The following is a 20,392-nucleotide window of genomic DNA, read 5'->3' as shown; positions in this document are numbered from 1 at the left end:
TGAGGAGACAGCTTCATGACAGTGCAGGACATAGCGCACGTCGAGTTGTACACGAGACACGCACCGACAGCCGTCGACTACTTCGTCTCGGGAATGGGCTTCACACGCGTCGCCGACTGCGTGGAGGCCGACCGGAGTTCCATCCTGCTGCGGCAGGGGAAGACCCGGCTGATCGTGACCTCGGGCCGGGGCACCTCACGGTTCCTCGACCAGCACGGCGACGGCATCGCCGACATCGCGTTCACCTGTGACGACGTGGCGGCGACCCACGACGCGGCGGTGGCAGCCGGCGCCCGGTCCCAGGGCACCGCACACGGCTGCCCGGTCGTGTCGGGCTTCGGTGACGTCACCCACACCCTGCTGCCGCACGCCACCGCGAGCACGGCACAAGCATTGCCGGGCCGCAGATGGGTGAGCACACCGGAGCCGCAGGACCGGCAGGAAGGCCCGGTCCGGCTGCTCGACCACATCGCGGTCTGCATCGAAGGGCACCGGCTCACGGAGCACGCCGACTTCTACGAGAGCGCCTTCGGGATGTCCCGCTACTCCTCCGAGTACGTGGCAGTCGGAGCACAGGCGATGGACTCGATCGTCGTCCGCAGCGACTCGGGGCGCGTCACCTTCACCCTGGTCGCCCCGGACCCGGCGAAGGAAGCGGGACAGCTCGACGCGTTCCTCGACAGGAACGGCGGGCCGGGCGTCCAGCACCTCGCCTTCCTGGTCGACGAGATCATCCCCGCCGTGCAGCAACTGCGGGAGGGCGGAGCCGAGTTCCTCAGCACGCCCGACTCGTACTACGACGTGCTCGCCGAGCGGATCACCGGCATGCGCGAGGAGGTCGCGGAACTGCGGGCCGCCCAGGTGCTCGCCGACCGTGACGAATGGGGCTACCTGCTCCAGCTGTTCAGCCGCTCGCCCTACGAGCGCAACACGCTGTTCTTCGAACTCATCCAGCGCCAGGGCTCACGCGGATTCGGCAGCGCCAACATCCGGGCCCTGTACGAAGCGGTCGAGCGAGACCGGCTGGCTGCGGGGTGAGCGCCGCGCCGGGTCCGTACACCCTCGCCGACTACGCGACCCTGGCCCGCGCGGGCATGGACCAGGGCGTGTGGGACTTCTGCGCGGGCGGCGCGGGGGAGGAGCGGACCCTTGCGGCCAATGTGGAGGCATTCGACCGCGTCCGCTTCCGCCCGCGCGTGCTCACCGGGGTGGGGCGGCCCGACACCGCGACCCGGATTCTGGGGCGCACCTGGGCGGCGCCCGTCGGTATCGCACCCCTCGCCTACCACACGCTGGCGGACCCGGCGGGCGAGGTCGCCACGGCCGGCGCCGCCGGACGAGCTGGTCTGCCGTTCGTCGTGAGCACCTTCGCCGGGCGGACGTTCGAGGACATCGCGAAGGCCGCCGCGGCGCCGCTCTGGCTGCAGGTGTACTGCTTCCGGGACCGTGATACGACGCGGGCCCTCATCGAACGTGCGGAGCTGGCCGGCTTCGAGGCCCTGGTCCTGACGGCGGACGCGCCCCAGCTCGGCCGGCGACTGCGGGACCTGCGCAACGGCTTCCGTCTGCCGGACGGCATCGTGCCCGCCAACCTCACCGGCGACGGATTCGCCTCACCCGCGGATCACGCGCTGGCCGAGTTCGACGCCGCCCTGGACTGGTCGGTGATCGCATGGCTGCGCTCGATCAGCTCCTTGCCGGTGCTGGTCAAGGGCATCCTGACGGCCGCCGACGCACGACAGGCGGTCGCGGCCGGTGCCGCGGGCATCGTCGTGTCCAACCACGGCGGCCGCCAACTGGACGGAGTCCCCGCCACCCTCGACGTACTGCCGGAGATCGCGGGCGCACTCCAGGGGGCCTGCCCGGTACTCATCGACGGGGGCGTCCGCCGCGGCTCGGACGTGCTGGCGGCCCTCGCGCTCGGCGCCGACGCGGTCCTCCTGGGACGTCCGGTGCTGCACGGCCTGGCTGTCGGGGGCGAAGCAGGCGTCGAGCGGGTCCTCTCCACCGTCGTCGACGAATTGGCGGAGACGATGGCGTTCACGGGCACGGCATCCGTCGACCGGGCGAATCCCCCGCTCGTCGGAGGGGCCGAGCCCGCCGGGCAGGTCGCTGAGCCATTGCGGAGCCGCACGGGTGGGCCCGGGCTCCGCAAGGAAGAGCTGCACGGCAGCGTGTCCGACCCGGTCCTCGACACCATGAACTTCCTCAACGAGGTCACCCACCGCTATCCCGACGCGGTCTCGTTCGCACCTGGCCGCCCGTACGACGGATTCTTCGAAACCGAGGACGTCTTCACGTATCTGCGCCGCTACCTGGACCACCTGGCAGCGGAGGGCGCCACTCCTGAGCAGGTTCGCTCCGCGATCTTCCAGTACGGCCCGACCGCCGGCCAGATCCGCGAGCTCGTCGCGGACTCGCTGCGCAAGGACGAGGGAATCGAGGTGCCGCCTGAGTCGGTGGTGGTGACCGTGGGCTGCCAGGAGGCGATGTTCCTCGCCGTGCGGGCCCTCATCTCGGGCCCCGACGACGTGCTGCTCGTGTCCAGTCCCTGCTACGTGGGGATCACCGGCGCCGCACGGCTCCTCGACGTCGAGGTGAGAGCGGTCGAGGAGAGCGAGAAGGGGTTCAGCTGCGCCGACCTGGAAGCGGCCCTCCTCGCGGAGCGGGCTCGCGGCCGACGGCCTCGCGCGTTCTACGTGATCCCCGACCATTCCAACCCCTCCGGTACGACGATGCCGTTGCGTACCCGCCAGGAACTGCTCGCTCTGGCGGAGCGGCACGACTTCCTGATCCTGGAGGACAGTCCGTACCGGATGGTCAGCCCCGGTGAGCAGCTGCCGACTCTCAAGTCCCTGGACCGCGAACGCAGGGTCGTGCACCTGGGCTCGTACTCCAAGACGCTCTTCCCCGGTACCCGGGTGGGCTTCGTCGTCGCGGATCAGCAAGTTGTCGACCGCGCGGGGAACACGGGGCTGCTCGCGGATGAACTCGCCAGGATCAAGAGCATGTTGACGGTGAACACCTCCCCCGTGAGCCAGGCGGTCACGGCCGGGATGCTTCTCTCCGTCGACGGCCGGACCTCGGAGCTCAACACCCGCACAGCCGCCTACTACGGGGACGCCATGCGGGTGACTCTCCGGGAACTCGACCGTTGCTTCCCCGAGGACGACCGCAGTGCGCTCGGCATCAGCTGGAACGAGCCCGACGGAGGCTTCTTTCTGGCCGTCACGGTGCCGTTCCGCGCGGACAACGCCGCTCTGGAGCGCTCCGCCGAGGATTTCGGGGTCATCTGGACGCCTATGTCGTACTTCTATCCGCAGGGCGGTGGCGAGTCGAGTCTGCGGCTGTCCGTCAGCTACCTGAGCCATGCGGAGATCGCGGACGGCGTCGAACGGCTGGCGCGCTTCGTGCGGGCGCAAGCGGCACAGCGGTTTCCGGCTGCAGCGGAACCGCGTGCCGAGCACTGAACACTCATCAAACGGCAACTCACCGAAAGGTAAGCGGTGTTGGCAGTGAAGATCCTTATCCGCAGTAAGACCCGTATGTGGGGGTGGACATTCCGATGACCGCTGGAACGATGATGCCCGGGATCGACGTGATGGGCGCACCGGCACCCGAAACGAAGGCCAGTGCCGCCGCCGCCCGAATCGTTGGTGTCGGCACAGCGAACAGTGAACACTCCTACTCCCAGCGGGAGTTACTCGACCACTTCGGCATCGAAGACCCGAAGGTCCGGTCGGTCTTCCTCAACAGCGCCATCGACCGGCGCTACCTCGCCGTCCCCGAACTGGACGCCGACGGCGCCCTGATCGAGGAGAGCCAGGGCGAACTGCTGGCCAAGCACCGGAGACTCGCGCTCGACATGGCTGCCCGGGCCGTGCGCGCCTGCCTGGACAACTCCGGCATCGACCTCGCGGACATCGACTACCTCTGCTGCGTGACCACCACCGGCTTCCTTACCCCGGGGCTCAGCGCGCTGCTCATCCGGGACATGGGAATCTCGCCGCGAACCAGCCGTGTCGACGTGGTGGGAATGGGCTGCAACGCCGGCCTCAACGCCCTCAACGCCGTGGCCGGCTGGTCCGTCGCCAACCCGGGCAAGGTCGCCGTCGCGGTCTGCGTGGAGGCATGCTCGGCCGCGTACGTCATCGACTCGACGCTGCGCACTGCCGTGGTGAACAGCCTGTTCGGAGACGGTGCGGCCGCGATCGCCCTGGTCACCGACACCCAGGACACCGCCCACGGCGCGCCCGAAGGCCCGACCGGGTCCGGCAGCCCCCGCATCCTGTCCTTCGCCAGCCACCTCATCACCGACGCGATCGACGCGATGCGCTTCGACTGGGACGACTCGCAAGGCAAGTTCAGCTTCTTCCTGGACCCACAGGTCCCCTATGTGGTGGGCGCCCACGCGGAGCAGATCGTCGACCGCCTGCTGGACGGCGCCGGACTGCGCCGCAGCGACATCAGCCAGTGGCTGGTGCACTCGGGGGGCAAGAAGGTCATCGACGCGGTCCGGGTCAACCTGGGCCTGACCCGGCACGACGTGCGACACACCACCGGTGTCCTGCGTGACTACGGCAATCTGTCGAGCGGCTCCTTCCTGTTCTCCTACGAACGGCTGCTCCAGGAACGTGTGACTCGGGCCGGGGACTACGGCGTCCTGATGGTCATGGGCCCCGGTTCGACCATCGAGACTGCCCTGGTGCAGTGGTGACGGAGAGTCAGATGAAAAGCGTAACGACGGATTCGGACACCACCGCCCACCTCGCCGAAGCGGCGGACCATGTCCTGCTGCGCATCGACGGACGGCAGGCCCTGTCCGCGGAGACGGTCGTGGCCGTCGCGGCGGCCTGCGACCGGGCCGAGGACGAGGGCGGGCGCGCCAAAGTGATCGTGCACGTGTCCGGCGAGCCCGAAGGGCCCCGGGCAGGTGACCTGACCGTGTCGCTGGTCAACAAGTGGGAACAGGTTCTACGCCGTCTGGAGCGGCTGCCGGCGGCCACCATCGCGGTCGCCGATGGTGGCTGCGGGGGAGTGGCCCTGGACGCGTTCCTCGCCGCGGACTACCGCATCGCGACGCGTTCGGTACGCCTGATGGTGCCCGTGGAGGATGGTGCGACCTGGCCGGGCATGGCTCTCTACCGGCTCGCGAAGCACGGGGCGAACGCCGCCGCGATCCGCCGGGCCGTGCTGTTCGGTACCCCGCTCGAAGCAGCCGACGGGCTGGCCCTGAACCTCGTGGACGAAGTGGTCGACGACCCGGCGAAGGCCGTGGCCATCGCAGCGGAGCGGGCGGGGGCCGTTGCCGGAACCGAACTGGCCATCCGGCGGCAGCTGTTGCTGGACGCTCCCACGACGAGCTTCGAGGAGGCCCTCGGTGTCCACCTCGCAGCCTGCGACCGCGCCCTGCGCCGTGCCGCAGGAGTGGGGGGCCGGTCGTGAACGACGCCGAACCCGTGCAGGGAGAGGGACACGGCGAGCTCAGGGCCGTGTGCGGCGAACTGGAGCACGCGCGCGTCGCACTGGCGAAGGCGGCCGCACGCACCGACGACTTCGTCGCGGCCCTGCCCGAACCGGCGCTGCGCTCACCCGCGCAGCGTGCCGATGCAGAGGCCGCGAGGGCCGAGGCCCGGGCCCTGCGCGCCGCCTTCCTGGGAGTGCACGCCGACGCCGTGTACGACGAGCTCACCGCAGACCGCACCCGCTATGTGCGCGTCGCCGAGCTGGCCGAGGGCGCCGCGATGGTCTTCCCCGGTCTGGTGCCGACCTCCGAACAGCTGGCGACGGAGCGGTCGCGGCCGCAAGCGGACAAGGAAGGGGACGAGATCGACCAGGGCCTCTTCTTCCGGGCCGTTCTGCGATCGCCGACGGCGGGCCCGCATCTGCTCGACGCGATGCTCCGCCCCACCCCGCGGGCCCTCGGGCTGCTGCCGGAGTTCATGCGCACCGGCAAGGCCGACCTGGGCTCGGTGCGCATGGAGCGGACGACCGATGGAGCGGCACGCCTGACGATGTGCCGCGACGACTGTCTGAACGCGGAGGACAACCAGCAGATCGACGACATGGAGACCGCGGTCGATCTCGCCCTTCTCGACCCCGCGGTGGAGGTCTGTCTGCTGCGCGGCGGTGAGATGACGCATCCCCGCTACCGGGGCAGGCGCGTCTTCAGTGCGGGGGTGAACCTCAAGGCGTTGCACGGCGGCGGGATTTCGCTGGTCGACTTTCTGCTGCGGCGTGAGCTCGGGTATATTCACAAGATTTTTCGCGGTGTCCTGACCGAGAACGCTCCGGGAGGACTGCCGGCCACGGTGGAGAAGCCCTGGGTCGCGGCCGTGGACACCTTCGCCATCGGTGGCGGTGCCCAGATCCTGCTGGTGTTCGACTACGTACTCGCGGCCTCGGACGCCTACTTCAGCCTTCCGGCCGCCAAGGAGGGCATCATCCCGGGGGCCGCCAACTTCCGCCTCGGCCGGGCCGTCGGTCCTCGTCTGGTCCGGCAGATGATTCTCGACGGCCGGCGACTGCGGGCGAGCGAGCCGGACGCCCGGTTCGTGTTCGACGAGGTCCACGAGAGCGAGGCACTGGACGAGGCTGTTGAGGGGGCTCTGGGGCGGCTGCGGGGTTCTGCGGTGCTTGCCAACCGGCACATGGTGAACCTGGCAGAGGAGTCCCAGGTCGAATTCCGGACGTATATGGCCGAGTTCGCATACCAGCAGGCGCTTCGTCTCTACAGCTCCGACGTCATCGACAAAGTGGGACGGTTCGCCGCATCGGGCTGATGGATGGAGCGGGTGTTCGATTGACGCGATGCCGCAGTTGAACGCTGTTGCCAACCGGCCGGCCCCGCCCTCGGTGTACGGCGCGCTCCGCAGGAGGTGCCGTACACCGAGGGCGGTAGTTCAGCGTTGTACTTACATCTTGACGAACAGTCGAATCCACACACCGGTAACCGCCTGGCCAGGACACATCTATATCGTGCTACGCGTCCATAAGGCGGCTTTGGTGAGTGCGTTGTGGATGCCCTGGAGGAATAGAATCAAAGATTCCGGTAGGTGGAGTTGTGGTTCCGGTGTGTTCCGGCCGCGCCGTGACTCGGGCTGTCTTGTTCAGCGTGTGGGGAATGTTGATCCATTCGGTAGACACGACGGGGCCGGAAAAGTGACGATGGGCAGTGAACGACACGGCAGACAGGAGCGTTGCGGGGGGCCGAGATCGTGGTGCTCTGCTGCCCTCCCGTACGTCCCCGGCACGGGAGGGTGCTGGCACGTCGGGACGTCGGGGGCGAAGTCGGGAAAGGTAAGTCAGGTAGCTCGGCGAACAGTATTTGGATTGCCTTTCGGGTTGACTCGAATGGCACATTCTGAATCGGAACCGGATTAGGTGAATGCCTTGATTCAGTCAGTTCGCACGCTGGAATCAGACTCAGACAACCTTGCTGTTGGGGGAGGCAGTGCTACATGGCACCCGGTGGCTCGCCACGGGAACGTCACCCTGATTTCGATAGCGTTACTCCTGCCCGGAGAATCCCCACGTTCGCAGGGGCCGGACGAAGAGCACATAGCTAGGCTTGCCGAAATCGACACACCGATCCCGGCAATTCTTGTAGACCGTCGCACCATGCGTGTGATCGACGGGATGCACAGACTCAAGGCCGCGAAACTAAGAGGCCAAGAGACGATAGAAGTCGAACTCTTCGACGGAACGTCAGAAGAAGCATTCCTGCGTGCGGTGGAAGTAAACGTCTCCCACGGTCTTCCGCTGTCATTGGCCGACCGGCGTGCCGCAGCTGGCCGGATCATCGCCTCGCACCCCCAGATGTCGGACCGGGCGATCGCGCGCGCGGCCGGCCTCGGAGCCAAGGCTGTCGCGGCGATTCGGCGCCGTACGGCCGGCGCGGTGCCGCAGCTCGGTGCCCGCATCGGCAGGGACGGCAAGACGCGCCCGCTCAACAGTGTGGACGGCCGGCTGAGGGCCGCGGAACTGATAGCGGAGCGCCCCCAGGCATCGTTGCGGGAGGTGGCGCGCCTCGCCGGCATCTCTCCGGCGACTGTCAGCGATGTCCGCAAGAGGCTCGAGTCGGGACAGGCCCCGGTGGTGGAGCCGTCCCGTGACCCCGAAGCTCCCGCGGATCCGCCCCCGGTGACCGACATCATCGACCGGCGGGTCGAGCACAAGCGGAACCAGCTCCAGGCGGACCCTGCTGCTGCCCTGGAGAAGCTGCTGAGGGACCCGTCGCTGCGGCACAAGGAGGAAGGGCGGCAGCTGCTCCGGCTGCTGCAGCAGAACGCGGTGGTGACGCGGGCGTGCGAGGACCTGATGGCTGCTGTGCCGAGCCACTGCGGAACCCTGGTACTGGACCTCGCCCGGTACTACGCCGGGACGTGGATGGACTTCGCGAAGCTGCTGGATGAGCGTGTACGGATGGAGAACCGGCGCGGAGCCGGTGAGTGACGTGCCGGTGGCCGCAGCATGACCGACGCGATGATGTTCGAAGCCGTGAGACAGGAGATCGCTTACGCGTTCGAGAACACCACCTTCTTCCGCAAGCACATGGAAGCCAACGGCCTCCGCCCTGAGGACATCCAGGACGCGGAGGACTTCGTGCGGATTCCGCCGACGTCGAAGCCTGACTACCGGCGTAACTTCCCGGCGGGTGTACTGGCCAAGGAGTACACCCTCAACTCGCCGCACGTCATGCGTTTCCAGAGCTCCGGTACGTCCGGCGACCGGCTCAACAGCGCCATCCTGTCCTACGATCTGGCGCGGCGGCAGGCGACGGCGCTCGGGGTCAACCGTCGCTTCGACGATCTCTGGCGTCCCGGCAGCCGACCCAGGATGTGCCGGTTCGCGCCACCGAACTGCTCGGATGTGGAATGCGCGACCGGTCTTTCGACCCTGGAGGACCGGACGCTTCCGGACGGCACCGTGGTGCTGTCCGTCGCCCACGATCTGCTGGCGACACCGGAGTGGCAGATCGTCAAGGCACTCGACGAGATCGAGATCTGTCAGCCGGATCTGCTGCTGGTGGACTCGACGCACTTCGCCTTCCTGGCCAGGTGGGCGCGGCGGCTAGGACGCCGGATCACCTCACCGCGCACCTTGCACATGGTGAGCGGCTACACCCTCATGACCCGTGTCGCCCGTCGCGAGATCGACGATTTCATGGGTGCGGACATGCCGGTCGGCGACATGATCGGCATGTCCGAGCTGGGGTATCTGGGATTCGAATGCCACCAGGGACATCGTCACATCAACAACAAGGACTTCTACGTGGAGTTCGTCCGGAACGGCAAGCCCGTCGAGGACGGACGGATGGGCGAGTTGTACGTCACCACGGTGGAGGACGGTCTGGTCCCGCGTATTCGTTACGCCACCGGGGACTATTTCACCCCCTTGGAAGATGCGTGCGGCTGTGGCAGTGATCTGCCGGTGGTGCGGATCGAAGGCCGGGCCACCCAGGCGGTGCGATTGCAGGACGGCCGCATCGTCACGCCGGGCGCTGTGGACGCCGTGGTCGGAGACGCACCCTGGATCGATCTCTACAAACTGGAGCAGGACCTGACCGGTGCGTGCACCTTCCGGTACGTCGCCAACAGCAAGGCACAAGCAGATGACGCCACAGCGCTCGGACTCCGCCTGGCCGAAACCCTGGCGCCGAACCGTGTTCGCATCGAGCCTGTGGACTACATCGCCTGCGAACGCAGCGGGAAGTTCCAGGCATGCGTCTCCCACCTCTCCGCAGAAGGTGCGTCTTGACCATGCCGGATACCTGCAGGGACGATTTCCCGGCGCTGCGGCGAGAGATCGACGGACAGGCGATCTCCTACCTGGACAACGCGGCCACGACCTTGAAGCCGCGCTCGGTCATCCAGGCCGTCAGCGCGTACTACGAGTCCAACGGCGCGAACATTCACCGTGGGAAGCATCGGCTCTCCGAAGAGGCATCCGACGCCTACGAGTCCTCCCGCATGGTGATCGCCCGGCACATCAGCGCCGCGGCGAACGAAGTGGTCCTGCTCCGGAACGCGAGCGAGGCGCTGAACCTGGTCGCCCACGGTCTGGACCTGGACCCGGACGCCTACATCGTGGGCTGTCTGGACGTGCACCATTCCCAACTGCTGCCATGGCGGCGGGCCGGACGCCTCGACCTGACACGGGTGGACTCTCATGGCCGCCTCGACCGCGATCACTTCCGGACGCTGCTGCGCGGCCGGCCGAAGGTGGTCGTGCTCACGCATTGTTCCAACGTCACCGGCGTCATCCACCCGGTGGAGGAACTGATCGCCGAGGTCCGCGCCGCCTGCGACGCGACGGTCGTTCTCGACGCCGCACAGTCCCTGCCGCACCAGCGCATCAACGTACGAGACCTGGACGTCGACTTCATGGCGTTCTCGATGCACAAGATGCTGGGCCCCACCGGGGTCGGCTGCCTCTTCGGCCGGAGTGAGCTTCTCGCAGCGCTGCGCCCGCTGACGGTGGGCGGAGGCATGGTCGACTGGGTCGACCTCGACGGCAGTGTCGACCGGCGCATCCCTTTCAAGTTCGAAACGGGGACGCCGGCCATCGCCTCCGTCATCGGCTGTGCCGCAGCGATCCGGTACCTCGAAGGACTCGATACTCCACAACGCCATCAGCACGCCCAGGAGCTCTCTGCGGCCCTGGTCGACGGGGCACTCGCCCGTCCCGGGGTACGCCTGATCGGCCCCCCGGACGAGACCGACCGGATCGCACTCGCGGCCTTGCGCCTGGACGACGGCGTCCCCGCAGGTGAGGTTGCCCGCCTGTTGAGCGACTCCTACGGCTACATGGTGCGCAGTGGTCACATGTGCGCGCAGCCCCTGGTCACCGAGCTGGCCGGCGGCGAAGTCCTCCGCGTCTCGGCGTACTTGTACAACGAGGTCTCGGAGATCGAGGGCTTCTATCAGGCGTTGGACGAACTGCTGAGCTGGATGGCTCCCGCTTCGTCCTGTGGATAAGTTATCCACAGGGGGTTTCGGAATTCGGCCGCTCGCGGGACGGTCATGCCATGAACAAGCACCACGAATCCACCGGACCTGACGACGAGCAGCAGATCACCCTGCGCGGTCCCGCCGAGCTCGCCGACGCCCTTCCGTATCTCATGGGTTTCCACCCCAGCGACAGCGTGGTCATGGTGGCCCTGCACGGCGGACGAGGGCGCTTCGGGGGGCGGCTCAGGCTCGGGATTCCGCAGTCGCCGAAAGAGTGGGAGCCCGTCGCCGACCAGCTCGCCGAATGTCTGGTCTCGGGCAGCGAACGGCGCGGCTCCCGGCCCGATGCGATCGTCGTCTTCCTCTGTCAGGACCCGGCGGACGGAGTGACGGGGCATCAGGCGATGGAGCGGCTGAGGCCGTTCGCGCAGCTGTTGCGCACAGCCTGCGGGACGCTCGACGTGCCCGTACTGGAAGCGCTCTGCATTTCCGGTGGGCGCTACTGGTCGTACTGCTGCCCGGACGGCAGGTGCTGTCCGGAGGAGGGGAACCCACTGGCCCTGCCGGGCACGACGGTCATGGCGGCGGCAGCCGCCTATGCGGGCATTCATGTACGCGGATCGCTGCGCGACATGGAGGCGCGGCTCGCACCACTGGAGGCCGCCGGAGCGAGCGGTCAGCAACAGGCACTGGACTCGGCGGGGGCCGTGCTTGTGTCCAGGATTCTGGACACCGAGGGCCGGGTCGAAGTGGCAGGGGAGACCCTGGAGCTCGCGCACGCGCTCATGGACCGCCTCGGCCGGGCCCCCACCGGTCCGCCCTCCGCGGCCGACACGAACGACGACCGCCTGATCAGCCACGACGAGGCCGCCGCCATGATTCTCGGGCTCCAGGACCGGGAGACGAGGGACAAGGCGGCGGAATGGATGGAAGGCCCCGAAGCGGCGTCCGCGCTGCGTCTGTGGCGGGCTCTCGCCCGGCGCTGCGTAGGCCCTTATGTGGAACACGCGGCCGCGCCGCTCACCCTGGCCGGCTGGGTCTCCTGGTCCACCGGCGACGAGCCGGCGGCCAGGGTGGCTCTGGGGCTCGCTCTGCGCGCCGACCCCGACTACACATTTGCCCAGTTGCTCCACCAGGCGTGCAACGAGGGTCTCAATCCGGAGACCTTGCGCCGTTGTCTGCGTGGCGAGCGCAGCGGGGGAGCGGGTGCGGACGGTCATGACAGCCGCAAAGTCCACGGAGGCCGCGACGGGCGGCGTACGGGGCGGCGGCAGAGGGCCCACACGGTTCCCTCGCAGGTGCCGAAGCGGCGGCGGACCGCGCCGGGCGACACCGGTCCCGGAGCCGTGGTGGTCCGTCGCCGCGCGCGGGAATCCAAGCGCCAGGGCCGGCGCGGCAGCAGGAGCGAGCGATGACAGCGATGACCGGGCGGCACATGGAGCCGTTCACGGGGGTGGCGGAGTCGCACGACCCGTGGCGTCGCAGACACAGCGGCTGTCCGGAGCGCACGGACGGCGCAGACAGACCACCATGGCCCTCCCCGTCCCTCCCGGAGACCACAAGCCGCGGTCCCCTCACCCGCTCCCCACCGCGGCCGTCCCGCGTCGGCGGCCCCCGGCGCCGCCGTCCCGCCCGCACAGTGCGTCGGCCCGTACCCGCCGGCTTTCCGTCGAGATCTCCCTGGCCGCCGACCTTGTGGAGCTGGGTGCCATCGCGATGGGCACGCCGGGATCGGGCCGGGTCGCCAGCGTGTACGACCCGGGACTGCGCTGGACAGCCGCCGACGGCCTCGGCTGCACCGTCGCGGCCGAGCCGCCGCCCCAGGACGCGGTGGCCTCCGCAGGGTTGCTGCGCTGGGACGTGGTGCTCGCGCCCGGGGCCTCGTACGGCATCGAGCTGAGCATCCGCGTCGAGCGCCGGGGAAGGACTCCGGGACAGCCCGCGAACCGGCTGTCCGCCGACGCACGGGTCGAAGCGGACGACGCACGGGTCGAAACCGCTTGTGCGGACGGGGCTCGGTGACCTCCGGGCGGCGCTGCTGGTCAGCAGCGAACAGAGCCCGGCCACAACCCGTTCGGCCACCGCTCCCGTGCGGTATGGGTGTACGAGACGGCGGTCGCCTGCGCGGGGCTGGCCGCCGCAGGATACGAGAAGGAGGCGAGCAGCCTGTTGCGGGGGGTCCTCGGCGCCGCCGAGGCCTTCGGCTGCATTCGCCCCGATGCGCCCGCGGCGACGGTTTCGCTGTATCCGGTCCGGTGCGCCCCGCTGGCCGCCGGACTTCAGCTGGGGAGTGTGACGCGGCGGGGGCCCGAAGCCGATGGGGGTGACGGTGCGGGACGGAGTAACCGGTAACGACGAGCACGGCGAAGGGACTGTTTATCGTCAGGCAGACGACTATGATCACGGCATGCCGCCCTACGACCCGTCGACCTTCCCGCCCTTCGCTGTCACCGTCGATCTGGTTGTGCTCACCGTGCGCCGTCACGCGCTCTGCGCGCTGGTCGTACGCCGTGGTGAGACGCCGTTCCAGGGCAGATGGGCGCTGCCCGGCGGATTCGTCAGGGCCGATGAGGATCTCGCGGCGGCGGCCGCCCGTGAGCTCGTCGAGGAGACCGGGCTGTGCGCCCACGATCCGTCGGCCCCGGCTGTCGGAAACGGCGCGCATCTCGAGCAGCTCGCGACCTATGGAGACCCCGGGCGCGATCCCCGGATGCGGGTCGTCAGCGTGGCCCATCTCGCGCTGGCTCCCGACCTGCCCGCACCTCGCGCGGGCGGTGATGCCCACAGCGCCCGCTGGGCGCCCGTCGAGGACCTGCTCGGTCCCGAGGGCGGCTTCGGCCGTGAGGGTGAACAGTCCGCGCCACTGGCCTTCGATCACGCCCAGATCCTCGCCGACGGCGTCGAGCGAGCCCGTTCGAAGATCGAATACTCCTCGCTGGCCACGGCGTTCTGCCCGCCGGAGTTCACGGTCGGCGAGCTGCGCAGGGTCTACGAGGCGGTGTGGGGCGTGGTCCTCGACCCCCGTAACTTCCACCGCAAGGTCACCGGAACTCCCGGCTTCCTGGTTCCGTCCGGAGGGACGACCACGCGGCAGGGCGGCCGTCCCGCCCAGTTGTTCCGTGCGGGCGCGGCCACTGTGCTCAATCCGCCGATGCTGAGGCCCGAAGTCTGACGTCGCGGACGTCTCGCGGACGTCCGGAGCCCGGAGCTGCGGAACGCCCATAGATTCACGCTGCGCAAAAAGTCGGAATTGTCGCGTTATATTGCTGCGGTACCCACCCAGCCGCCGAGCGGTCTCACCTCCCGCGAGAGAAGCGATGCTCCAGGCCATCGGACTCACCAGCAGCCCCCGCGGCGACCTTCCGCCCGCCGTGGCCGATCTGACCTTCGAAGCCGGTCCCGGCCGTGTCACGGCCCTGCTCGGCGCCCCGGGTTCCGGCAAGACCACCGCCCTGCGCCTGATGCTCGAACTCGAACCGGGGCGGGGCGTCACCTACTTCCAGGGCCGTCCGCTGCACCGCATCGGCCACCCGCCCCGCGAGGTGGGGGTGCTCCTCGGAGACGTGCCTGGCCACCCTTCCCGTACGGCCCGCGGTCAGCTCCGGATGCTCTGCGCCGCCGCGGGCGTGCCGGCGTCCCGAGCGGACGACGTGCTCGAAGTGGTCGGTCTGGCCGGACTCGGGGACCAGCGCATCGGGACCCTCTCGGTCGGCATGGACCGCCGGCTCGGCCTCGCCTCCGCGCTCCTCGGTGACCCCCACACACTCATTCTCGACGAGCCCGCCGAAGGGCTTTCGCCGCGCGAGATCAGCTGGTTGTACGGGCTGCTGCGCGCGCACGCGGCGCAGGGCGGAACGGTCCTGCACACCACCAGAGACCCCAAGGAGGCCGCTCGCACGGCCGACCGTGTCGTCACCATCGACGAAGGACGCCTCGTCGCCGACCAGGACGTCGCCGACTTTTCCCGTACGCGACTGCGTCCACGCGTGGCGGTCCGCACGCCGCACGCCGCCCGCCTCGCTGCCGTGGTGAGCCGCGAGGCGCGCGTCGCGCAGCGCTCCGTGGAGGTCGTCGCCGAGGAGAGCTGCCGGCTGTCGGTGTACGGGAGCAGCTGCGCGGAGATCGGGGACACGGCGTTCCGGCATGGCGTCCCCGTACATCAACTCGTCGACGAGGTCGGTGACGCCGGTCCCCCCGCCGCACCCGAAGCGCAGGCCGGGCAGCGGCCGGACTCGTCCGTCGCCCTCTCCGAACTTCCCCCGCCGATCCCGGTGCGCCCGGCGCGAGGCCCGCTTCGTCCGCTCCGCTACGAGCTCCGCCGGCTGCTCGGTGTGCGGACAACAATCGTGATCATGGCGGCCATTCTGGTGGTCTCCGCCGGGCTGTCCGTTCTGCTCGCCCGCTCCGGCGGAACGCCCCTGCCGAAGCTCCTTGGAGCCTGGCCGGCCCTGCTGCCGCTGCCTCCCGCCGCTCTCGGTGCCGGTCTGCTCGGCGCGCTCTCCTTCGGGGACGAATTCCGCTATCCCGCGCTCGCCGCCGGCCGTGGGACCGTCCCCCGCCGGATCGGCCTGCTCCTGGCCAAGCTGGCCGTCTCCGCAGGAGTCGGGCTCCTGCTCGCGGCTCTGGTCGTGCTGGCCGACGCGCAGCTCCTGCGGCTCGTGTACGGCGGAGACTTGATCAAGGTCCCGGCGAACATCGTGCCCCTCGCCGCGAGTTGGGCCGGCCTCACCGTCGGTTGTGCTTGGGCGGGGCTGCTGGCCGCGGGCATCTTCCGGGTGACCGGAGCCGGTATCGCCGCGGTCCTGGCCGTTCCCGTTCTTGTCGTCCCGCTCGTCCAGCCGGTGCTGGCGGGTCCGTCCGCCCGTTCGATCGCCGGGCTTCCGCGCAGGCTGCGCGAGCTGACCTGGCTGCAGTGGCCGTACGAAGCGGACCGGTGGGTGCTCGGTGTCGTGAAGGTCGTGGCGCAGCCCGTGGGGACGGCACTTTCCCTGTCGTTGTCGGCACTGATCTGCACGTATGTGATCACCAGCCTTCGAGGAAGGACTCGTTGGTGATCACGGGAATATCAGATGGCGGCAGGCCGCCCGTAACTCTCTTGGAAGTGCCCGCTTTATGCATATATGGCGTCAATTGCGGGGTAGGCGCCGATCACCCTTTCGTGTGCTTTTCACCAAAGACCTCAAGGGGTGAGCGGGCCGCGCCGACAAAGGATGCGTGAGTACCCTTGCGCACACCATGATGACCGCCGCCCGCTCCGTCGAATCCGGCCTCGCCGGCTCGGGCGAACTCGACCGCTACCCCTACGCGGAGGCGCCGGCCGGCGAACGCGCCGCGCTGCGTTCCTGGGGCGGTACCGATTCCGAGTTGGGACGGGCGAGCCGACGGGGGGCGGCCAGCCGCGGCCGTGGCCTCCACGGCCAACTCGTTCAGCAACTGGGCCAGATGATCGTTTCCGGGGATCTGGGTGCCGACCGCCCGCTCGTTCCGGAGGAGATCGGCCAGCGGTTCGAGGTCTCCCGCACCGTCGTGCGCGAGTCGCTGCGTGTTCTTGAGGCCAAGGGCCTGGTCAGCGCCCGTCCCAATGTGGGCACCAGGGTCCGTCCGGTCAGCGACTGGAATCTGCTGGACCCCGACATCATCGAATGGCGGGCGTTCGGCCCGTCGCGCGACGACCAGCGCAGGGAGCTCGGCGAGCTGCGGTGGACGATCGAGCCGCTTGCCGCCCGGCTCGCCGCGGGCCACGGCCGCGAGGATCTTCAGCAGCGCCTCGGCGACATGGTCGAGATCATGGGCCACGCGATGGCACAGAGTGACGGGATCACCTTCTCGCGCGCCGACGCGGAGTTCCACGCCCTTCTGATCCAGGCCGCGGGCAACCGCATGCTGGAGCACCTCGCCGGCATTGTCTCGGCCGCGCTCCAGGTCTCCGGAGCACCCGTCACCGGCTGTGACCGCCCGACCGAGGCATCGCTCGGTCACCACGCGCGAATCGTCGAGGCCCTCGCGACAGATGACTCCGTCGCTGCGGAGACCGCGATGCGCCAGTTGCTCATGGTTCACCCGGAAGTGGGGGTTCCCGCGCCGCGCGAGCACTGAGCGCGGCACGGCAGGGGTGCATGGACCAGGTGTCGCCGGATCACCGCGATCCGGCGGCACAATTGTGGAGAGATGTCACCTCTGGCACTGTTCGTCGCACATGAGGTGTGACTCGGGCCACGCGGATTGGGCGTAACACTCCTCGAAACAGTGCGATGACTTAAGAGGTGACCGTCGCGGAAGGAATACAGCAGCTACCCAGTGCGCTGTGCAGTTCTGAGGCCAAACCCGCGCCGTCGGCAACATTCCCAGCCGACGGTCGTCGGTTCCAGCCCTTTGAGGGGCCGGGCCGGAAGCCGTTTCCATCGTTCCGAGAGGTTGTTCGTGTCGGCCAGCACATCCCGTACGCTCCCGCCGGAGATCGCCGAGTCCGAGTCTGTGATGGCGCTCATCGAGCGGGGAAAGGCTGATGGGCAGATCGCCGGCGATGACGTGCGTCGGGCCTTCGAGGCTGACCAGATTCCGCCAACCCAGTGGAAGAATGTTCTGCGCAGCCTCAACCAGATCCTCGAGGAAGAGGGTGTGACGCTGATGGTCAGTGCCGCGGAGTCGCCGAAGCGCGCCCGCAAGAGCGTCGCAGCGAAGAGCCCGGTCAAGCGCACCGCCACCAAGACTGTCGCGGCCAAGACGACCGTGACGAGGACCGTCGCGGCCGCCGCCGCCCCGTCGGCCGAGAGCGATGCGGCGGCCGACGACGCCACCGCGACCGCTCCGGCGAAGAAGGCCGCAGCCAAGAAGACGGTTGCCAAGAAGACTGCCGCGAAGAAGACGGCAGCCAAGAAGACAGCAGCGAAGAAGTCCGGCAAGCAGGACGACGAGCACCTCGACGGCGACGAGTCGGCCGAGGACGTCAAGGCCGGCAAGGGCGAGGAAGAGGAGGGCGAGGGCGAGAACAAGGGCTTCGTCCTCTCCGATGACGACGAGGACGACGCACCTGCGCAGCAGGTCGCCGTCGCCGGCGCCACGGCCGACCCCGTCAAGGACTATCTGAAGCAGATCGGCAAGGTCCCGCTCCTCAACGCCGAGCAGGAGGTCGAGCTCGCCAAGCGCATCGAGGCGGGCCTGTTCGCAGAGGACAAGCTGGCGAATTCCGACAAGCTCGCTCCGAAGCTCAAGCGCGAGCTGGAGATCATCGCCGAGGACGGCCGCCGCGCCAAGAACCACCTGCTGGAGGCCAACCTCCGACTCGTGGTCTCCCTGGCGAAGCGCTACACCGGCCGGGGCATGCTCTTCCTGGACCTGATCCAGGAGGGCAACCTGGGTCTGATCCGCGCGGTCGAGAAGTTCGACTACACCAAGGGCTACAAGTTCTCCACGTACGCCACCTGGTGGATTCGTCAGGCGATCACGCGCGCCATGGCCGACCAGGCCCGCACCATCCGTATCCCGGTGCACATGGTCGAGGTCATCAACAAGCTCGCGCGCGTGCAGCGCCAGATGCTCCAGGACCTGGGCCGTGAGCCCACCCCGGAGGAGCTGGCCAAGGAGCTCGACATGACCCCTGAGAAGGTCATCGAGGTCCAGAAGTACGGCCGTGAGCCGATCTCCCTCCACACCCCGCTGGGTGAGGACGGCGACAGCGAGTTCGGAGACCTGATCGAGGACTCCGAGGCGGTCGTTCCGGCCGACGCGGTCAGCTTCACGCTGCTCCAGGAGCAGCTGCACTCGGTGCTCGACACGCTCTCCGAGCGTGAGGCCGGCGTGGTCTCGATGCGCTTCGGTCTCACCGACGGTCAGCCGAAGACGCTCGACGAGATCGGCAAGGTCTACGGCGTGACGCGTGAGCGCATCCGTCAGATCGAGTCGAAGACCATGTCGAAGCTGCGCCACCCGTCGCGTTCGCAGGTGCTGCGCGACTATCTCGACTAGGCCGCAGCGTACGCAGGCCGAGGGCCCGGACCCCATGGGGGAAGCCGGGCCCTCGGCCTTTTGCGCGCATGCGGCCCGGGGCGGGCTGGATGACCCTGAGTGGACCTTGTTCACCGCAGCGTCAGGAGTCCCCATGTCCCGTACCGTCCTCCGTACCGTGACCGGGGCGTTCGCCCTGACGGCTGCCGCCGCCGTGCTGCCCCTGGGGTCGCCGGTTCCGGCGGCCGCGGACAGCATCGTCATCGGTGGGCAGCCGGCACACGTCGCGGACAGCCCCTGGGTCGTGGCGCTGTCGAGCCGTGACCGGTTCGGAGGAACCCGGGCGGGTCAGTTCTGCGGTGGTGTGGTGATCGCGCCGGCCAAGGTCCTCACGGCGGCGCACTGCCTCGGGCGCGAGGTCCTCGGCTCCGACGTGAGCGAGGTCCGCGACCTGCTCGTCATCGCAGGCCGGGACGAGCTGCTCGGGTCGGGGGGACAGGAGATCGCTGTCCGGGACGCCTGGATCAATCCCGGTTACGACCCCGACGTGAACGCGGGCGATCTGGCGGTGCTCACGCTGTCCGGGAAGCTGCCGGAGAGCAGCGTCATCCAGATGGCGAAGGCGGGCGACGCGGCCTACGAACCAGGCACGCATGCGGCGGTCTACGGGTGGGGCGACATCACGGGAGGCGGGGCCTACGCGTCCGCTCTGCGCGCGGCCCCGGTCCAGGTGCTGCCGGACGGCATGTGCGAGCAGGCGTACCCGGGCGGCCTGGATGGCACGTACGACGCCGGGGCGATGCTCTGTGCGGGCGACCCCGAGGGCGGGCACGACGCGTGCCAGGGGGACAGCGGAGGGCCTCTGGTGGCCCGTGGGCGGCTTGTGGGCCTGGTCTCCTGGGGCAGCGGGTGCGGGCAGGCGGCCAGCCCGGGGGTGTACACGCGGATTTCCGCGGCCGTCGGCTGGATGGCCGGTCGCTGACGGCATCCGCCGGAGGGCATGAGAACGGGCGGCTTCCCTTTGGGGAAGCCGCCCGTCGGCCGATTCAGGAACCGGACCCTGGCTCGTCGTGGATGCGAGGTGTCAGTGTTGTTCCTCGTCGGCGGCACTTGCCTGCACGGCAGTGAGCCGATCCGTCTCATCCTGTATTTCCGCGGCGATCTTCTTGAGTTCCGGCTCGAACTTGCGACCGTGGTGGGCGCAGAAGAGCAGTTCACCGCCGCTGATGAGGACGACGCGCAGGTATGCCTGGGCGCCGCAACGGTCACAGCGGTCTGCTGCGGTCAGCGGGCTCGCGGGGGTCAGAACAGTAGTCACGTCGCCTCTTCTCTAGCTCGACGAGCTGTCGTACCAGGGTCAACATCCAACCAGGCCGAAAACGTTCCCGCTCGTGGCTTTTCTTCGAAACTTCTTCTCAGGATGGCTGTCTGTTGCCGGTTGGCGGCGAATGTGCCGTATTGCGTAGCGCTACGGTTTCGCGTTGCTTGTCTCGGTG

At 68.9% G+C, this 20,392-nt stretch carries 16 protein-coding genes and 1 pseudogene; 16 read left to right on the top strand and 1 reads right to left on the bottom strand.

Annotated features, from left to right (window positions below):
* Positions 1-15: 15 nt before the first annotated feature.
* From hppD to ACFT7S_RS31115, 16 genes and pseudogenes are all read left to right on the top strand, one after another.
* Positions 16-1,038, top strand: a complete 1,023-nt coding sequence (hppD, locus tag ACFT7S_RS31190) for a 4-hydroxyphenylpyruvate dioxygenase (protein ID WP_382737496.1) — start codon at positions 16-18, stop codon at positions 1,036-1,038.
* On the top strand, positions 1,035-3,470 hold the full coding sequence (locus ACFT7S_RS31185; protein ID WP_382737495.1) for an aminotransferase class I/II-fold pyridoxal phosphate-dependent enzyme: 2,436 nt from the start codon (positions 1,035-1,037) through the stop codon (positions 3,468-3,470). The genes hppD and ACFT7S_RS31185 overlap by 4 nt, the downstream gene beginning before the upstream one ends.
* Before the next feature lie 131 nt (positions 3,471-3,601).
* Positions 3,602-4,717 carry a 3,5-dihydroxyphenylacetyl-CoA synthase DpgA gene (gene dpgA, locus ACFT7S_RS31180; protein ID WP_382737511.1) on the top strand — a complete coding sequence of 372 codons (1,116 nt, stop codon included), beginning with the start codon at positions 3,602-3,604 and terminating at the stop codon, positions 4,715-4,717.
* Between the two features lie 11 nt (positions 4,718-4,728).
* Positions 4,729-5,445 (top strand): enoyl-CoA-hydratase DpgB, encoded by a 717-nt coding sequence (gene dpgB, locus ACFT7S_RS31175; protein WP_382737494.1) that lies wholly within the window; start codon positions 4,729-4,731, stop codon positions 5,443-5,445.
* Positions 5,446-5,492: 47 nt separating this feature from the next.
* Positions 5,493-6,782, top strand: a complete 1,290-nt coding sequence (dpgC, locus tag ACFT7S_RS31170) for a (3,5-dihydroxyphenyl)acetyl-CoA 1,2-dioxygenase DpgC (RefSeq protein WP_382737510.1) — start codon at positions 5,493-5,495, stop codon at positions 6,780-6,782.
* 838 nt (positions 6,783-7,620) lie between these two features.
* A complete protein-coding gene (locus tag ACFT7S_RS31165; RefSeq protein WP_382737493.1) occupies positions 7,621-8,454 on the top strand; it encodes a helix-turn-helix domain-containing protein in 834 nt (277 codons plus the stop codon).
* A gap of 18 nt (positions 8,455-8,472) precedes the next feature.
* A complete protein-coding gene (locus ACFT7S_RS31160) occupies positions 8,473-9,759 on the top strand; it encodes a phenylacetate--CoA ligase family protein (protein ID WP_382737492.1) in 1,287 nt (428 codons plus the stop codon).
* 2 nt (positions 9,760-9,761) lie between these two features.
* Positions 9,762-10,979: an aminotransferase class V-fold PLP-dependent enzyme gene (locus ACFT7S_RS31155; protein ID WP_382737491.1), complete on the top strand. Its 1,218-nt coding sequence runs from the start codon at positions 9,762-9,764 to the stop codon at positions 10,977-10,979.
* A gap of 50 nt (positions 10,980-11,029) precedes the next feature.
* Positions 11,030-12,367 carry a DUF4192 domain-containing protein gene (locus ACFT7S_RS31150; protein ID WP_382737490.1) on the top strand — a complete coding sequence of 446 codons (1,338 nt, stop codon included), beginning with the start codon at positions 11,030-11,032 and terminating at the stop codon, positions 12,365-12,367.
* Between the two features lie 58 nt (positions 12,368-12,425).
* Positions 12,426-12,974, top strand: coding sequence for a glycogen debranching N-terminal domain-containing protein (locus ACFT7S_RS31145; RefSeq protein ID WP_382737489.1), 549 nt, complete (start codon positions 12,426-12,428; stop codon positions 12,972-12,974).
* Between the two features lie 9 nt (positions 12,975-12,983).
* A pseudogene (locus ACFT7S_RS31140) lies at positions 12,984-13,304 on the top strand (hypothetical protein); the annotation flags it as partial.
* Positions 13,305-13,359: 55 nt separating this feature from the next.
* Entirely contained in the window at positions 13,360-14,124 is a 765-nt protein-coding gene (locus ACFT7S_RS31135; protein WP_382737488.1) for an NUDIX domain-containing protein, read from the top strand.
* A gap of 145 nt (positions 14,125-14,269) precedes the next feature.
* Entirely contained in the window at positions 14,270-16,006 is a 1,737-nt protein-coding gene (locus ACFT7S_RS31130; protein WP_382737487.1) for an ATP-binding cassette domain-containing protein, read from the top strand.
* 181 nt (positions 16,007-16,187) lie between these two features.
* Positions 16,188-17,048, top strand: coding sequence for a FadR/GntR family transcriptional regulator (locus ACFT7S_RS31125; RefSeq protein WP_382737509.1), 861 nt, complete (start codon positions 16,188-16,190; stop codon positions 17,046-17,048).
* Positions 17,049-17,372: 324 nt separating this feature from the next.
* Positions 17,373-18,917, top strand: coding sequence for an RNA polymerase sigma factor (locus ACFT7S_RS31120; protein ID WP_382737486.1), 1,545 nt, complete (start codon positions 17,373-17,375; stop codon positions 18,915-18,917).
* 133 nt (positions 18,918-19,050) lie between these two features.
* Positions 19,051-19,878, top strand: coding sequence for a S1 family peptidase (locus ACFT7S_RS31115; RefSeq protein ID WP_382737485.1), 828 nt, complete (start codon positions 19,051-19,053; stop codon positions 19,876-19,878).
* Positions 19,879-19,980: 102 nt separating this feature from the next.
* Here ACFT7S_RS31115 and ACFT7S_RS31110 read toward each other — a convergent pair whose 3' ends face one another.
* Positions 19,981-20,214 carry a hypothetical protein gene (locus ACFT7S_RS31110; protein WP_014153643.1) on the bottom strand — a complete coding sequence of 78 codons (234 nt, stop codon included), beginning with the start codon at positions 20,212-20,214 and terminating at the stop codon, positions 19,981-19,983.
* Positions 20,215-20,392: the final 178 nt, after the last annotated feature.

The sequence above is a fragment of the Streptomyces sp. NPDC057136 genome, from assembly GCF_042670885.1.
Classification (GTDB): domain Bacteria; phylum Actinomycetota; class Actinomycetes; order Streptomycetales; family Streptomycetaceae; genus Streptomyces.
The sequence above is the reverse complement of the archived record's forward strand: the minus strand, read 5'-3'. Positions and strand labels throughout refer to the sequence as shown.

Coding starts and splice junctions, on each gene's coding strand:
- hppD (WP_382737496.1), top strand. CDS start 16: ATGACAGTGCAGGACATAGCGCACGTCGAGTTGTACACGAGACACGCA.
- dpgA (WP_382737511.1), top strand. CDS start 3,602: ATGGGCGCACCGGCACCCGAAACGAAGGCCAGTGCCGCCGCCGCCCGA.
- dpgB (WP_382737494.1), top strand. CDS start 4,729: ATGAAAAGCGTAACGACGGATTCGGACACCACCGCCCACCTCGCCGAA.
- ACFT7S_RS31165 (WP_382737493.1), top strand. CDS start 7,621: ATGCGTGTGATCGACGGGATGCACAGACTCAAGGCCGCGAAACTAAGA.
- ACFT7S_RS31160 (WP_382737492.1), top strand. CDS start 8,473: ATGACCGACGCGATGATGTTCGAAGCCGTGAGACAGGAGATCGCTTAC.
- ACFT7S_RS31155 (WP_382737491.1), top strand. CDS start 9,762: ATGCCGGATACCTGCAGGGACGATTTCCCGGCGCTGCGGCGAGAGATC.
- ACFT7S_RS31150 (WP_382737490.1), top strand. CDS start 11,030: ATGAACAAGCACCACGAATCCACCGGACCTGACGACGAGCAGCAGATC.
- ACFT7S_RS31135 (WP_382737488.1), top strand. CDS start 13,360: ATGCCGCCCTACGACCCGTCGACCTTCCCGCCCTTCGCTGTCACCGTC.
- ACFT7S_RS31130 (WP_382737487.1), top strand. CDS start 14,270: ATGCTCCAGGCCATCGGACTCACCAGCAGCCCCCGCGGCGACCTTCCG.
- ACFT7S_RS31125 (WP_382737509.1), top strand. CDS start 16,188: ATGATGACCGCCGCCCGCTCCGTCGAATCCGGCCTCGCCGGCTCGGGC.
- ACFT7S_RS31115 (WP_382737485.1), top strand. CDS start 19,051: ATGTCCCGTACCGTCCTCCGTACCGTGACCGGGGCGTTCGCCCTGACG.